This window comes from Streptomyces chilikensis (assembly GCF_001642695.1).
GTDB lineage: Bacteria > Actinomycetota > Actinomycetes > Streptomycetales > Streptomycetaceae > Streptomyces > Streptomyces chilikensis.
In genome coordinates, this window is record NZ_LWCC02000005.1 from 3,194,282 (window position 1) to 3,210,030 (window position 15,749).

Genomic DNA, 15,749 nt, shown 5'->3' on the forward strand with positions numbered 1-15,749 from the left:
GGCCGTGGCCGTGCGCGGCCGCGCGGCGCCGGGCGCCCTCCGCCCCGCGACGCCGGGGCCGTGCCGGCGAGGCCCCGCGGGGTCAGGTCGCGCGGGCGAGGTGCCCGTTCCGCGGGCGTTCGCGCCACAGCCGCAGCCCCGTGTCCACCAGCTCGACGTGGTCGAGGCCGGCGACCGCCGACAGCGGATGCCACGCCGCCATGTCCGTCGACCCGCCCACCTCGTGGCGCAGCGTCCCCCCGGTGATCCGCCCCTCGTACACCACCCGCAGCCCGTGGAAGTCGGCACGCGCCCCCAGCCGCCGGGGGTAGGAGCGGCGGACCGAGTCCACACCGAGGAGGGCCACCGGCTCGACGGCGTAGCCGGTCTCCTCCTCCACCTCCCGCACCACCGTGTCGTAGGGATCCTCGCCGTGGTCCATGCCGCCACCCGGCAACGTCCACCGCCTGGTGCCGTCACCCGCGACCCAGCGCGCCAGCAGCACCTGCTCGTCCCGCACGCAGACGGCGTAGGCCGCCACCCTCAACTCCTCATGCATACCCAGACGTTACGGCAGGCGCGGCGGGAGGTCCGCCCGGTCGGCGCGACGCGGACGGCGAACGGACCACCGCCCACGACACGCCGGGCGGTCACCATGCCGTCACACCCGACACGCAAGTCACAGGCCATGGCGGGATTACGCCATGGCAGCAATACGCCTCGGACAACTCTCCCCAAACTCCGGACTCATAGGCAAAGCTGAGCGGTCATCCGGACCATTTTTCCGGACGTCGGCGATCCCGGGCGGTTCCGCCCCGGGTGACGCCCTCCTCACTTTCCTTCACTCGCAAGGGAAACCGATGACCTCTCATTCCGAGCGCACCCAGATATCGGGCGCCAGACGTGCGGCACGGATCGCCGTCGCCGCGGGTCTGGTGGCGGCGCTCTCCGCGGCCGGGCCGATCCCCATGGCCCTCGCCGCCGAGGCGGCCCCCGCGGCCGACCAGCCCGCCCCGGGCAAGTCGGCGCACGACAAGCTGGGTTCGGAAGACGCCGAACTCCTCGCCGAGGCCAAGGCCGACGGCGAGAAGAACGTCACCATGATGGTGATCACCGAGCCGGGCCGGACCGAGAAGGTCGCCGAGCAGCTCGACGCCGTCAAGGGCGCCACCGTGGGCAGGACCTACGACAAGCTCGGCTACGTCCGGGCCACGCTCCCCACCGGCAAGGCGGAGGCCGCCATCGCGGCCGCGGCCAAGCTCTCCTCCGTCCAGGGCATCGACCTGGACAAGGAGATCAAGCTGGACGACCCGCGTCCGGACGCCGGCAGGAAGGGCTCCGCCTCCTCGGCGGCCACCGCCTACCCGGCCCCGAACGCGAGCACCCCGGCGAAGAACCCGTACAACCCGTCCCACGAGACGGGCGCCGTCGACTTCGTGAAGCAGAACCCGAAGGCCGACGGCCGCGGCGTCACCATCGGCGTCCTGGACTCCGGCGTGGACCTGGGCCACCCGGCGCTCCAGAAGACCACCACCGGCGAGCGCAAGATCGTCGACTGGGTGACCGCCACCGACCCGGTCAAGGACGGCGACCTCACGTGGCGCCGGATGACCCTCCCGGTCACCGGCCCGACCTTCACGGTGTCCGCGCAGCCGCAGGGCTCGCAGACGTTCACCGCGCCCGCGGGGTCCTACAAGTTCAACTACTTCGCCGAGTCGGCCACCACGGGCGGCGACATGGCGGGGGACCTGAACCGCGACGGTGACACCACCGACATCTGGGGCGTCCTCTACGACGCCGCCGCCGGCACCATGACGGTGGACCTCGACGACGACCTGGACTTCACCGACGAGACGGCCATGAAGCCGTACAAGGACGGCTTCCAGACCGGCTACTTCGGCACCGACAACCCGGACACCCAGGTGGTCGAGCGGATCCCGTTCGTCGCGGAGATCCGCAAGGACGTGGTCTACAACGCGGCCGGTGACAAGGCCGACTACGTCAACATCGGCGTCATCGAGTCCACGCACGGCACGCACGTCGCCGGCATCACCGCGGCCAACGGCCTGTTCGGCGGCAGGATGAACGGCGCCGCCCCCGGCGCCAAGGTCGTCTCCTCCCGCGCCTGCACCTGGTCCGGCGGCTGCACCGCCGTCGCCCTCACCGAGGGCATGATGGACCTGGTGGTCAACCGCGGCGTCGACATCGTCAACATGTCGATCGGCGGCCTCCCGGCGCTGAACAACGGCGACAACGACCGCTCACGGCTCTACACGCGCCTCATCGACGAGTACGGCGTCCAGCTGGTGATCTCCGCGGGCAACTCCGGCCCCGGCGTCAACACCATCGGCGACCCCGCCCTCTCCGACAAGGTCATCTCGGTCGGCGCCACCATCTCCAAGGAGACCTGGGCCGCCAACTACGGCTCGGTCGTGGAGAAGTCCTACGCGATGATGCCGTTCTCCTCGCGCGGTCCGCGTGAGGACGGCGGTTTCACGCCGACCCTCTCCGCCCCGGGCGCGGCGATCAACACCAGCCAGACCTGGACCCCCGGCGGCCCGGTCGCCGAGGCGGGCTACGCGCTGCCGGCCGGCTACTCCATGCTGCAGGGCACCTCGATGGCCTCCCCGCAGGCCGCCGGCGCGTCCGCGCTGCTGATCAGCGCCGCCAAGCAGAAGAAGATCGACCTCACCCCGGCGAAGCTGCGCACCGCGCTGACCTCGACGGCGAACCAGATCCCCGGTGTCCAGGCCTACGAGCAGGGCGCCGGTCTGATCGACATCGTCGACGCCTGGGACTCCATCAAGGACAACGCCAAGGCCCACGAGTACACGGTGAAGACCCCCGTCGACACCAACATCGACTGGGCGCTGGCCGAGCCGGGCTTCGGCACCGGCCTGTACGACCGCGAGGGCGGCATCGAGGTCGGCGAGCGCAAGGTGTACGACGTCGTCGTCACCCGCACCTCCGGTTCCAGGGCGAGCGTGCTGCACAAGCTGTCGCTGAAGAACAACCACGGCCGCACCTTCGACATCGTCGGCAGCGAGCTGGTCGTCCTCCCGCTGAACAAGCCGGTCACCGTCAAGGTCGCCGCCAAGCCCGGCTCGCTGGGCATGCACAGCGCGATCCTCGAGGTGAACGACCCGTTCACCGAGGGCGTCGACAAGCAGATCATGACCTCCGTGATCGCCGCGTCCGAGCTGAAGCACTCCTTCTCGGCCGAGGGCACCGTCCAGCGGAACAGCCACAAGTCCTACTTCGTGACCGTTCCCGAGGGCGCCACCTCCCTGGAGGTCGCGCTCGGCGGTCTCGCCGAGGGCAGCCAGACCCGCTTCATCTCGATCCACCCGTACGGCGTGCCGTCGGACCCGACGTCGACCGTCAACTGCTACCCGAACTACGCGGGCGGCACCGGTGGCTGCAAGCCGGAGGCGCGCTTCTACGCGCCCACCCCGGGCGTGTGGGAGATCGAGGTCGAGTCCCGGCGCACCTCGCCACTGCTGAACAACCCCTACGAGCTCGACGTCACCGTCCTCGGTGCCACGTTCGAGCCGGAGACCCTCACCATCCCCGAGGCCAAGGTCGGCGAGCCGGCCGCTGCCGAGTGGACGGTCGAGAACAAGTTCGCGGGCTTCGACGGCAAGCTGGTCGGCGGACCGCTCGGCTCCTCCAAGTCGGACCGCCCGACCATCGCCAACAAGGAGACCCACACCTTCACCGTCGAGGTGCCCGCGGGCGCCGACGCGCTGAACGTGGCCATCGGCAACGTCTCCAACACCGCCTCGGACCTGGACCTCGACGTCTACTACGAGGACGGCGCGGAGCCGGTCAAGTCCTCCGCCGACGGTGACTCGGAGGAGTCGGTCTCCATCCCGAACCCGGCCGCGGGCACCTACACCGTCAAGGTCGTCGGCTACTCGGTCCCGGGTGACGCGACCCAGTACGACTACCTCGACGTGTTCTTCTCCGAGGCGCTCGGCACCGTCGCCGTCGACGGCGACGCGGTGAAGCTCGCCGAGGGCGCCAAGGCGTCCTTCTCCGGAGCCGTCACCGTCGCCGCGCAGGCTCCCGAGGGACGTGAGTTCTTCGGCGAGGTCCAGCTCGTCAACGGCAACGGCACCCCGGCCGGCGTCGGCAGCGTGAAGATCGGCAGCGTCGTGGAGTAGTCCACGGCCGGCGATCGAGGGGCGGGCGTCCGGGAACGGGCGCCCGCCCCGTGCTTTTCCGGGGGCACCTTCCCGGGGCATCTTCCCGGGGCACCCGGGTCCCGGGTCACCCGGGCGGGCAGGCCCGTCCGTCCGCACCGGGCCCCGCGGCGTCCAGCTCCTCGCGCTCGGCGGCGAGGCCGTCGCCCGTGACCCACCGGTCCTCCCCGGGGCCCTTGACGACCAGGGCCCGCGTGCCGGGCCGCAGGTCCTCCCGGGCGTCCTCGGGGAGCACCGCCACGGCGGTGGGCGCGTCCGCGGCGTCCTGCCGCGGCCTCCAGTACCGCTCGGCCTCCAGCACCACCCGCACGTGGCCCTCGGCCAGCGGCCGGACGCTCACCACCGTGCCCTCGACGGCCAGGCTCGCGCAGGCGGCGCCCGGCCGGCCGGAGGGCGAGGCGGGCACGGCGGCCTTCTCGTCGGCCTGCCCGCCGGCCTCCGGCGCCGCTTTGGCCGCGTCCGCCGAGGAACCGGAGCTCACTCCGCCCACCGCGCCGGCGTACATCACCCCCGTGAACGCGGCCGCCGCCGTGGCCAGCCCGGCGGCCCACACCAGGGCGGCCCTCCGCCGCGCGCGGCGGCGCGGGACCGCGGCGACGGGCCGGAGCGGCACGGGGGCGGGCGCGTCCGCGAGCGTGTCGCCGATGTCCCGCAGCGCACCGCCGATGAGCCGCACGTCCGCCAGCGCCGCCTCGTGGGCGGCGCGCGCGGCGGGGTCCGCGTCCGGCGGCGGGGGGTCCCCGTTCAGCACCGCGGCCAGCGGATCGTCCTCGTACCCGGCGGGCATCCTCACACCACCTCGTCCTCGTGCAGACGGGCGCGCAGCGCCCGCACCGCGCTGTGCAGCCGGCTCTTCACGGTGCCCTCCGGCACCCCCAGCTCCGCCGCGATGTCCCGGACCGCCAGATCGGCGTAGAACCGCAGGGCAGGGCCACCACCTGCCGCTGCGCGTCGGTCAGCTCGTCCAGACCGTGCGCCACGGACAGCTGCAGCACGCTGGACTCCTCGCCGGACGGCTGCTCGGCCGGCCGCAAGGAGGCCAGGCGCTCACCGACCCGCTCCTGGCGGCGGCGCGCGCGGTGCCAGTCCATCGCCCAGTTGGACGCCACCACGGCGGCCCACGCGGACACGTCCCGCGGGGCCTCCTTGCCGGCGGCGGCCCGCTCCAGCAGCCGCAGCCGCACGTGCTGGACCCCGTCCGCCAGGTCGGCCTGCGGCACCCCGCCGAGCGCCAGCACCGCCCGCACCCGCCGCTCCTGCCCAGGCTCCAGCGGATCGGCGGGGTCCGCCCCCGCCGCGCCCTTGAACCGCACCCGTCCGCGCAGCACGCCGCCCCTCCCGTTGCGCCCTTCCCGCCCCCTACGACGCCGGGTGCGGGCAAAACGTTCGCGCCCTGCGGGGAATGGCGTTCGTCACACCGTGACGCGGCCTCCGCAGAGCTTCCGCCGAGGCCCCCGAACGACAGGATTCGCACACGCGACGGCGGGTAGGCACCGCAGGATCGCCGCCGGGAGCCGTCCGCACCCTGTCCGGCCTGCGAGAGGGCGGGCAAAGAATTGGACAGGTGACCCGGTGGCCGCCGCATGATGGAAACCGGCCACCGCGCACCACGGCACGCGCGAGAGGGCCGCACACACGACAGACACGCAAGGGAGTCGCACCGTGAGGGTCGGAATCGTCGGAGCCACCGGTCAGGTCGGCACGGTCATGCGCAGGATCCTCGCGGAGCGGAACTTCCCGGTCACGGAGCTGCGCCTGTTCGCCTCCGCCCGGTCCGCCGGCCGCGAGCTGGACGGCGTCACGGTCGAGGACGCCGCCACCGCCGACTACTCCGGCCTGGACATCGTCCTGTTCTCGGCCGGCGGCGCCACCTCCAGGGCGCTGGCCGAGAAGGTCGCCTCCCAGGGCCCCGTGGTGATCGACAACTCCTCCGCCTGGCGCAAGGACCCCGAGGTCCCGCTGGTGGTGTCCGAGGTCAACCCGCACGCGATCGCGAACCGCCCCAAGGGCATCATCGCCAACCCGAACTGCACCACCATGGCCGCCATGCCGGTGCTGCGGCCGCTCCACGAGGAGGCCGGCCTCGAGGCCCTGGTCGCCACCACCTACCAGGCCGTCTCCGGCTCCGGCGTGGCCGGCGTCGCCGAGCTGCACGGCCAGGTCCGCAAGGTCGTCGACGAGGCCGACAAGCTCACCCACGACGGCTCCGCCGTGGAGTTCCCCGCGCCGGACGTCTACAAGCGGCCCATCGCCTTCAACGTGCTGCCCTTCGCCGGCAACCTGGTCGAGGACGGCCTGAACGAGACCGACGAGGAGCAGAAGCTCCGCAACGAGTCCCGCAAGATCCTGGAGATCCCCGGGCTGAAGGTCTCCGGCACCTGCGTGCGCGTCCCGGTCTTCTCCGGCCACTCCCTCCAGGTGAACGCCCGCTTCGCCCGCCCGATCAGCCCGGAGCGCGCCGCGGAGCTGCTCGCCGAGGCCCCCGGGGTCGTCCTCACCGACATCCCCACCCCGCTCCAGGCGGCCGGTCAGGACCCGTCCTACGTGGGCCGCATCCGCCGCGACGAGACGGTCGACAACGGCCTCGCGCTCTTCATCTCCAACGACAACCTCCGCAAGGGCGCCGCGCTGAACGCCGTCCAGATCGCCGAGCTGGTCGCGGCGGAGCTCACCGCCGAGTAGCGGAACACCGTTCCCCGCGGCGCGTCGCACAGGGCGGTCACCCTCACGGGTGACCGCCCCGCGTCGTTTCCCGGGGTCGTCCACAGGCGGTTCGCCCGGTTCGTCCACAGGCCGGGGAACCTGATCGCACGGAGCGCGGGCCCCGTGGAAGGATGGCGCAACCTACGCACAACGAGGAGATGACCGCGTGCCTGGCACCAATCTGACCCGCGAAGAGGCACAGCAGCGGGCCGAGCTGCTCACCGTCGACTCGTACGAGATCGAACTCGACATCTCCGGCGCTCCGGAGGGGGAGAGGACCTACCGGTCCGTCACCACGGTGCGCTTCACGTCCGCCCGGGACGGGGAGTCCTTCATCGATCTGGTCGCCCCCACCGTCCACGAGGTGACCCTCAACGGCGACGCGCTGGACCCGGCAGAGGTGTTCCAGGACTCGCGGATCGCGCTGCCCGGCCTTCTCGAGGGGCCGAACGTGCTGCGCGTCGTCGCGGACTGCGCCTACACCAACACGGGCGAGGGCCTGCACCGCTTCGTCGACCCGGTCGACGAGCAGACCTACCTGTACACCCAGTTCGAGGTGCCGGACGCCCGCCGCGTCTTCGCCTCGTTCGAGCAGCCCGACCTGAAGGCGACCTTCCGGTTCACCGTGAAGGCCCCCGCCGGCTGGAGCGTGATCTCCAACTCGCCGACCCCGGAGCCCGGGAACGGGGTCTGGGCCTTCGAGCCGACCCCGCGCATCTCGACGTACATCACGGCGCTGATCGCCGGCCCGTACCACTCGGTGCACAGCACCTACGAGAAGGACGGCCGGACGGTCCCGCTCGGCATCTACTGCCGCCCCTCCCTGGCCGAGCACCTCGACTCCGACCACATCTTCGAGGTCACCCGCCTCGGCTTCGACTGGTTCGAGGAGAAGTTCGACCACCCGTACCCGTTCGCCAAGTACGACCAGCTCTTCGTGCCGGAGTTCAACGCCGGCGCCATGGAGAACGCGGGCGCGGTCACCATCCGCGACCAGTACGTCTTCCGCTCCAAGGTCACCGACGCCGCGTACGAGCGCCGCGCCGAGACCATCCTCCACGAGCTCGCCCACATGTGGTTCGGCGACCTGGTCACCATGGAGTGGTGGAACGACCTCTGGCTGAACGAGTCGTTCGCCACCTACACCTCGGTCGCCTGCCAGGCCGCCGCCCCCGGCTCCCGCTGGCCGCACGCCTGGACCACGTTCGCCAACTCCGAGAAGACCTGGGCCTACCGGCAGGACCAGCTGCCGTCCACCCACCCGATCATGGCGGACATCCGCGACCTCGAAGACGTCATGGTCAACTTCGACGGCATCACCTACGCCAAGGGCGCCAGCGTCCTCAAGCAACTGGTGGCGTACGTCGGCGAGGACGAGTTCTTCCGCGGCGTGCAGGCCTACTTCAAGCGTCACGCCTTCGGCAACACGCGCCTGCCCGACCTGCTGGGCGCGCTGGAGGAGACCTCCGGCCGCGACCTGAGGAACTGGTCGACGAAGTGGCTGGAGACGGCCGGCATCAACATCCTCCGCCCGGAGATCGAGACCGACGGGGCGGGCGCCGTCACCTCCTTCGCCGTCCGCCAGGAGGCCCCCGCGCTGCCCGCCGGCGCCAAGGGCGAGGCGCTGCTGCGCCCGCACCGCATCGCGATCGGCCTCTACGACCTCGACTCCGCCACCGGGAAGCTGGTGCGCTCCGAGCGGCTGGAGCTGGACGTCGACGGCGAGCTCACCGCCGTCCCGCAGCTCACCGGCAGGGCCCTCCCGGACGTGGTCCTGCTCAACGACGACGACCTGTCCTACGCCAAGGTCCGCCTCGACGAGCGGTCGCTGGCCTTCGTCACCGAGCACCTCGGCGACTTCGAGTCCTCCCTGCCGCGTGCCCTGTGCTGGGCGTCCGCCTGGGACATGACCCGTGACGGCGAGCTCGCCACCCGCGACTACCTGGAGCTGGTGCTCTCCTCCATCGCCAAGGAGTCCGACATCGGCGTGGTGCAGTCCCTGCACCGGCAGGTGAAGCTGGCGCTGGAGCTGTACGCGGCCCCCGCCGACCGGGACGCGCTGCTGGCCCGCTGGACCGACGCCACGCTGGCCCACCTGCGGTCCGCCGAGCCGGGCAGCGACCACCAGCTCGCCTGGGCGCGCGCCTTCGCCGACGCCGCCCGCACCCCCGAGCAGCTCGACCTGCTGGAGGCGCTGCTCACCGGGTCGAAGAGCCTCGACGGCCTCGCCGTCGACGCCGAGCTGCGCTGGGCCCTGGTCCAGCGCCTCGCGGCGACCGGCCGGTTCGACGAGGCGGAGATCGCCGCCGAGTACGAGCGCGACCGCACCGCGGCCGGCGAGCGGCACGCCGCCACCGCCCGCGCGGCCCGCCCGACCCCGGAGGCCAAGGCGGAGGCGTGGGCCGCCGTCGTGGAGTCCGACAAGCTGCCGAACGCGGTCCAGGAGGCCGTGATCGCGGGCTTCGTCCAGACCGAGCAGCGGGAACTGCTGGCGCCGTACACGGCGAAGTACTTCGAGGCGCTGAAGGGCGTCTGGGAGTCCCGCTCCTTCGAGCTGGCCTCGCAGATCGCGGTGGGCCTCTACCCGGGCATCCAGGTCTCCGAGGACACCCTCGCCCGCACCGATGCGTGGCTGGACTCCGCGGAGCCGGTCGCGGCCCTGCGCCGCATCGTCACCGAGTGCCGCGCGGGCGTCGAGCGCGCGCTGCGCGCACAGGCCGCCGACGAGGCCGCGGCGAAGTAACACCTCCCCGGGGCGCCCGGTCGCCGGGCGCCCCCTTCCTCTCCCCCCGGCACGACCGCCGGACACGGAGGCCTCCGGGGGAGGGGCGGAAGGAGTGGCGGCCGCGTCGCACTCCTGGGCGCGCAGCGCGCGGGCGAGGTCGTCCCGCGCCTCGAGCACCAGGCGCCGCAGTGCCGGAGCCGCTGCCTCGTGCGCGGACAGCCACGCGTCCGTCGCCTCCAGCGTCGCGTGCGAGTCCTGGAGCCACGGGTACAGCCCCTCCACCAGGTCCTTGCCGATCTGGATCGACCGCTCCGCCCACACCCGCTCGATCATGGCGAAGTACTTCCCGGCGTACGGCGCCAGCAGCCCCCGCTGCGACGGCTGCGAGAAGCCGCCGATGGTCGCCTCCACCAGTGCGTTGGAGAGCGCGTCGGACTCCACGACCGCCGCCCACGCCTGCGCCTTGACCGTCTCCGACGGCCGTGCCGCCAGGCACCGCACCTGCCGCCGCTCGCCCGAGGCGGTGTCGTCCCGGGCCAGTTCCGCGGCGAGCACCGACGCGTCGGCGAGCCCGTGGGCGGCCAGCGGCTCCAGGAAGTCCCAGCGCAGCTCCTGGTCCACCTCCAGCCCGTCGATCTTCTCGGCGCCGTCCAGCAGGCCCCGCAGCAGCGCGAACTCCGGCTCCCCGGAGGCGACGGAGGCGAGGAACCGCGCCCAGGCGAGCTGGTGCTCGCTGCCCGCCTCGGCGGCCCGCAGCTCCCGCAGCGCGCACTCGGCCAGCAGCCGCTCGCCCTCCGGCCGCCAGACCGGCGCCGCGTACCGCACCAGCGCGGTCCGCGCCCAGGCGTGCAGCATCTGCAGCACGCCGATCTCCGTCTCGGCGCCCGCGAACCGCGTCACCAGCGCCACGAAGTCCCGGGCCGGCAGCAGCGCGTCGCGGGTCATGTTCCACAGCGCGGACCAGCACAGCGCCCGCGCCAGCGGGTCCGTCGTCGCACCCAGGTGCTCGCGCAGCGTGGCCAGCGAGGTCTCGTCGAAGCGGGCCTTGCAGTAGGTGAGGTCGTCGTCGTTGACCAGCACCAGGTCCGGGGCGTCCGCCCCGGCCAGCTCGCCGACGACCGTGCGCGCTCCGGCGACGTCGGCCTCGGCGCGCGCGTAGCGGACCAGTTCGCCGCCGTCGACCCGGTAGAGGCCGATCGCCACCCGGTGCGGCCGCAGCGTGGGGTGGGACTCGGCGGCCTCCTGCACCACCGCCAGCTCCTCGACCCGCCCCCGCGCGTCCAGCAGCACCTGCGGGGTGAGCGCGTTGACCCCGGCCGTCTGCAGCCAGGCCTTCGCCCAGGAGGTCATGTCCCGGCCGCTGGTCTCACCGAGCACCGACAGCAGGTCGCCCAGCCGGGTGTTGCCGTAGGCGTGGCGCTTGAAGTAGCGGCGCGCCCCCTCCAGGAAGGCGTCCCGCCCGGCGTAGGCCACCAGCTGCTTGAGCACGCTGGCGCCCTTGGCGTAGGTGATGCCGTCGAAGTTGAGCTTGGCGTCCTCCAGGTCGCGGATGTCCGCGGTGACCGGGTGGGTGGACGGCAGCTGGTCGGCGCGGTACGCCCACGCCTTGCGGCTGTTGGCGAAGCTGATCCAGCCCTCGGTGAAGCGGGTGGCCTCGACCAGCGAGAAGGTGCCCATGAAGTCGGCGAAGGACTCCTTGAGCCACAGGTCGTCCCACCACTCCATGGTGACCAGGTCGCCGAACCACATGTGGGCCATCTCGTGGAGGACGGTGGTGGCCCGCCGCTCGTAGGCGGTCCGGGTCACCTTGCCGCGGTAGATGTACTCCTCGCGGAAGGTCACCATGCCGGGGTTCTCCATGGCGCCGAGGTTGTACTCGGGCACGAAGGCCTGGTCGTACTTGCCGAACGGGTACGGGTAGTCGAAGTGCTCGTGGAAGAAGTCCAGGCCCTGCTTGGTGACCAGGAAGACGTCGTCGGCGTCGAAGTACTGCGCCAGCCCCTTGCGGCACATCGCGCCGAGCGGGATCTCCAGGCGGGTCCCGTCGGGCAGTTCACGGCTGTAGGTGTCGGTGACGTGGTGGTACGGGCCGGCCACGACCGCCGTGATGTAGGTGGAGATCGGCTTGGTCTCCGCGAAGCGCCAGACCCCGTCGGCGAGTTCTCCCGCGCCGTTGCTCCACACCGTCCAGCCCTCGGGGGCGCGCACCTCGAACCGGAACGGCGCCTTCAGGTCGGGCTGCTCGAAGTTGGCGAAGACGCGCCGCGAGTCGGCGGGCTCGTACTGGGTGTAGAGGTAGACCTCGCCGTCCTCCGGGTCGACGAAGCGGTGCATGCCCTCACCGGTGCGGGAGTAGGCGCACCGCGCGTCGACGATCAGCTCGTTCTCGGCGGCCAGGTCCTCCAGCTGGATGCGCGAGCCGTCGAAGACGGCGCCCGGGTCGAGGTCGCGTCCGTTCAGGGAGACCGCCGTGACGCTCGGCGCGATCAGGTCCGCGAAGCTGCCGGCGCCGGGTTCGGCGCAGCGGAAGCGGACGGTGGTGACGGAGCGGAACGTCCGCGGTCCGTCGCCGGTGGTCCCGCCGAGGGCGGAGCGCAGGTCGAGCGACACCTCGTAGGCGTCGACGGACAGCAGCGCGGCCCGCTCGCGGGCCTCCTCGCGGGACAGGTTCTCACCGGGCAAGGGTCGTCTCCTCCGGGGTTGGGCGGATGCGAATGATCAGGGGTTGTGGTGATCGGCGATGATCCTCCCACGGTGCGGCGGGAGGGGGCATGCGGGAATTGACGCGCGCGGCGGCGTGTTGGCGGAACGAGGACCGACCCGACCCCGCACCCGAGGAGCGCCATGCCCGAGACGACGTCCGAGACGACTTCCACCCGGACCCCGGTGGACTTCTGGTTCGACCCGCTGTGCCCCTGGGCCTGGATGACCTCCCGCTGGATGCTCGAGGTGGAGAAGGTCCGGGACGTCGAGGTGCGCTGGCACGTGATGAGCCTCGCCGTCCTCAACGAGGACAAGCTGGACGAACTCCCCGCCGAGTACCGGGAGATGCTGGAGAAGCAGGCCTGGGGGCCGGTGCGGGTGGTGACGGCGGCCTGGCAGAAGCACGGCGAGGACGTCCTCGGTCCGCTCTACACCGCGCTCGGCACCCGCATACACAACCAGGGCGCGGGCGTCGGCCGTGAGACCGTGGCGGCCGCGCTGGCCGACGTGGGCCTGCCCGCCGAACTGATGGAGTACCACGACCAGGAGGACTTCGAGTTCGACGCCCAGCTGCGCGCGTCGCACAAGGAGGGCATCGACAAGGTCGGCCAGGACGTCGGCACGCCGGTGATCGCGGTGCCCGGAGCGGACGGCGAGCAGATCGCCTTCTTCGGCCCGGTCGTCACCCCCGCCCCGCAGGGCGACGAGGCCGGCCGGCTCTGGGACGGCACGCTGGCCGTGGCCTCGGTCCCGGGCTTCTACGAGATCAAGCGCACCCGCACCAAGGGGCCGGACTTCTCCAACCTGGTCTAGGACCGGGTGCGGGGGACCGGCCGCCCCGCCGTCCGTGTGAGAAGACGACCGCGGCGGGGCGGCCCGGCGATCCTTGCCGTCACCTTATTGCACATCGTTCGCAGAATGCGGGTCCGTGCACGGGAAAGGCCCCGGCTCTCCTGAGCCGGGGCCTTTCGCCCGCTCCGGCCGGCGTCCGGCCGACGTCCGGTCAGCGGCGCTCGAGCAGCTTCCACACGGAGGGCAGCACGCCCATGGCCAGCGCGGCCTTCAGCACGTCGCCCAGCACGAACGGGGTGAGGCCGGCGGCGATCGTCGCGCTCGCCGAGAGGTCCAGGGCGAAGGCCAGGTAGGGCAGGCCCAGCGCGTAGATCACCGCGGAGCCCAGCAGCATGGTCCCGGCCATCCGCAGCGGGGTGCGGTCGGCGCCGCGGCGGGCGAGTGCGCCCACCATCGCGGAGGCCACGACCATGCCGAAGACGTAACCGAGGGACGGGGCGGCCGCGCCCGAGGCGCCCTCGGCGAACCACGGCATGCCCGCCATGCCGGCGAGCAGGTAGACCAGCATCGAGAGCAGGCCGCGCCGGGCGCCCAGGGCGCTGCCGACCAGGAGCACGGCGAAGGTCTGGCCGGTGACCGGAACCGGGGAGCCCGGGACCGGCACGGCGATCTGGGCGGCGACACCCGTCAGCACGGCGCCGCCGACGACGAGCGCGGCGTCCCGGACGCGGGAGGCGGGCAGCAGGTCGGCGAGGACCTGCCCGGAGCGGGCGGGGGCGGCGGCGGTGCTCATGGGTCTCTCCGCGGGATGGGGTCGGCTGTGGGGGACGGCCGGGCAGGTCCGGGTGAACCGGCCGCGACACGCACTTGTTCGAACACGACGACGCTATCCCAGGGCGTTCGGCGGCATCACCGTCCGTGCTCGACAAAGGCCGGATCGACGACGTCGTGGGTACCGCACAAATTACCCGCCCCACGCCTCGGCGAAGAGTGACGCTGCTCACGCCGGAGCCTTGTAGGAAGTCGCCAATTCCGGCCGGAGGGTAAGCGGAATATCACGCTCCGAATTGTGGCCGTTCGCATTCCGGGCGCAGGCACCGAACCCCGTCGGCGTCGACCAGACTCACTGCCATGTCACGCACCACCCCCGAGACCGCGGCGGTGACGGAGACCCCGTCGTCGTCCGCGGCCCCCGCGCACGATCCGTCCGCCCCGGAGTCCGGCTCCCTCGGCCACGGCCTCAAGCAGCGTCACCTGTCGATGATCGCCCTCGGCGGGGTGATCGGCGCCGGCCTGTTCGTCGGCTCCGGCGCGGGCATCGCCGCCGCCGGACCGTCGATCGTCATCGCCTACGCGGTCTCCGGCCTGCTGGTCATGCTGGTGATGCGGATGCTCGGGGAGATGTCCGCCGCCCACCCCTCCTCCGGCTCCTTCTCCTCGCACGCCGGGCGGGCCATCGGCCCCTGGGCCGGCTTCACCTCCGGCTGGGCGTTCTGGGTGATGCTCTCCACCGCCGTCGGACTGGAGGGCATCGGCGCGGCGAAGATCGTCACGGGCTGGCTGCCCGGCACCCCGGAGTGGATGTGGGTCGCCCTCTTCATGGCGGTCTTCACCGGGACCAACCTGGCCGCGGTGAAGAACTTCGGCGAGTTCGAGTTCTGGTTCGCCGCCCTCAAGGTGGTGGCCATCGTCGCCTTCCTGGCGCTGGGCGTGCTGGCCGTCGCGGGGCTCCTGCCCGGCAGCGACGGGGCGGACCCCGCCGGCCTCTCCGAGATCATGCCGGGCGGGGTGCACGGCCTGATCATCGGTCTGCTGGCCTCCGTCTTCGCCTACGGCGGCATCGAGTCCGTCACCGTGGCCGCCGCCGAGTCGGAGGACCCGGTGCGGGGCGTGGCGAGCGCCGTGCGCACGGCGATGTGGCGGATCGGCCTCTTCTACATCGGCTCCATGGCCGTGATCGTGCTCCTGGTGCCGTGGAACTCCCCGGCCCTGGTCGAGAAGGGCCCCTACGTCGCCGCCCTCGACACCCTGGGCATCCCGGGCGCCGGCCAGATCATGAACGTGGTCGTCCTGGTCGCGCTGCTGTCGGCGATGAACGCCAACACCTACACCGCCTCCCGGGTGGCCTTCTCCCTGGTCCGGCGCGGACAGGGCCCCAAGGCCCTCGGCCGGGTCACCGGCGGGGTACCGCGGGCGGCCGTGCTGGCCTCCTCCGCCTTCGGGTTCCTCTGCGTGCTGCTCAGCTACTGGCGTCCGGACGACGTGTTCGCCTGGCTGCTCAACATGATCGGCGCGGTCATCCTGGTGATCTGGCTCTTCGTCGCGGTCTCCCAGCTGGTGCTGCGCCGCCGGCTCGAGCGCGAGGAGCCCGCCCGGCTGACGGTCCGCATGTGGGCCTTCCCCTGGCTCACCTGGGTCGCGACGGCCGGCATCCTGACGATCTTCGTGCTGATGCTGCTGGAGCCGGGCACCCGCGTCCAGGTGCTCTCGACCGGGGCGCTGACCCTGGTCCTGGCCGTCACGGGGTACGTGTCGCAGCGACGCGGCGGGCGCACGGCCGCGTAGCGGCGCGGCGCCCGCCGGGGCGGCGCCCGTCGGCTCCCCGCCCCCTATCGCGCGTCTGTTCCCCGGAACATGGCGGA

General features: G+C 72.4%; 8 protein-coding genes and 2 pseudogenes. 5 read left to right on the top strand and 5 right to left on the bottom strand.

Annotation, left to right across the window (positions count from 1 at the left end; all coding sequences use genetic code 11):
• Positions 1-82 precede the first annotated feature (82 nt).
• On the bottom strand, positions 83-538 hold the full coding sequence (locus A2U95_RS14220) for an NUDIX hydrolase (protein ID WP_166022517.1): 456 nt from the start codon (positions 536-538) through the stop codon (positions 83-85).
• Positions 539-839: 301 nt separating this feature from the next.
• On the opposite strand from A2U95_RS14220, the gene A2U95_RS14225 reads away from it, so the two are divergent.
• Positions 840-4,145, top strand: coding sequence for a S8 family serine peptidase (locus A2U95_RS14225; RefSeq protein WP_166022519.1), 3,306 nt, complete (start codon positions 840-842; stop codon positions 4,143-4,145).
• A gap of 106 nt (positions 4,146-4,251) precedes the next feature.
• On the opposite strand, the gene A2U95_RS14230 is transcribed toward A2U95_RS14225, so the two are convergent.
• Positions 4,252-4,971 (bottom strand): hypothetical protein, encoded by a 720-nt coding sequence (locus tag A2U95_RS14230; RefSeq protein ID WP_166022521.1) that lies wholly within the window; start codon positions 4,969-4,971, stop codon positions 4,252-4,254.
• A gap of 2 nt (positions 4,972-4,973) precedes the next feature.
• Positions 4,974-5,512, bottom strand: a pseudogene (locus tag A2U95_RS14235) (RNA polymerase sigma factor).
• 334 nt (positions 5,513-5,846) lie between these two features.
• On the opposite strand from A2U95_RS14235, the gene A2U95_RS14240 reads away from it, so the two are divergent.
• Complete coding sequence (locus A2U95_RS14240; RefSeq protein WP_166022523.1) at positions 5,847-6,866, top strand: aspartate-semialdehyde dehydrogenase; 1,020 nt, start codon at positions 5,847-5,849, stop codon at positions 6,864-6,866.
• Positions 6,867-7,053: 187 nt separating this feature from the next.
• Positions 7,054-9,630 carry an aminopeptidase N gene (gene pepN / locus A2U95_RS14245; RefSeq protein WP_166022525.1) on the top strand — a complete coding sequence of 859 codons (2,577 nt, stop codon included), beginning with the start codon at positions 7,054-7,056 and terminating at the stop codon, positions 9,628-9,630.
• A gap of 96 nt (positions 9,631-9,726) precedes the next feature.
• Here pepN (A2U95_RS14245) and pepN (A2U95_RS14250) read toward each other — a convergent pair.
• Positions 9,727-12,294 (bottom strand): annotated as a pseudogene (gene pepN, locus A2U95_RS14250) (aminopeptidase N); the annotation flags it as partial.
• A 162-nt stretch (positions 12,295-12,456) separates the two neighbouring features.
• Here pepN (A2U95_RS14250) and A2U95_RS14255 point away from each other — a divergent pair.
• Complete coding sequence (locus tag A2U95_RS14255; protein ID WP_166022527.1) at positions 12,457-13,128, top strand: mycothiol-dependent nitroreductase Rv2466c family protein; 672 nt, start codon at positions 12,457-12,459, stop codon at positions 13,126-13,128.
• A 190-nt stretch (positions 13,129-13,318) separates the two neighbouring features.
• Here the strand turns inward: A2U95_RS14255 and A2U95_RS14260 are convergent, their stop codons facing one another.
• Positions 13,319-13,900 (bottom strand): biotin transporter BioY, encoded by a 582-nt coding sequence (locus A2U95_RS14260; protein ID WP_166022529.1) that lies wholly within the window; start codon positions 13,898-13,900, stop codon positions 13,319-13,321.
• Positions 13,901-14,238: 338 nt separating this feature from the next.
• Here A2U95_RS14260 and A2U95_RS14265 point away from each other — a divergent pair, with 338 nt between their 5' ends.
• Positions 14,239-15,672 (top strand): amino acid permease, encoded by a 1,434-nt coding sequence (locus A2U95_RS14265; protein ID WP_166022531.1) that lies wholly within the window; start codon positions 14,239-14,241, stop codon positions 15,670-15,672.
• Positions 15,673-15,749 lie beyond the last annotated feature (77 nt).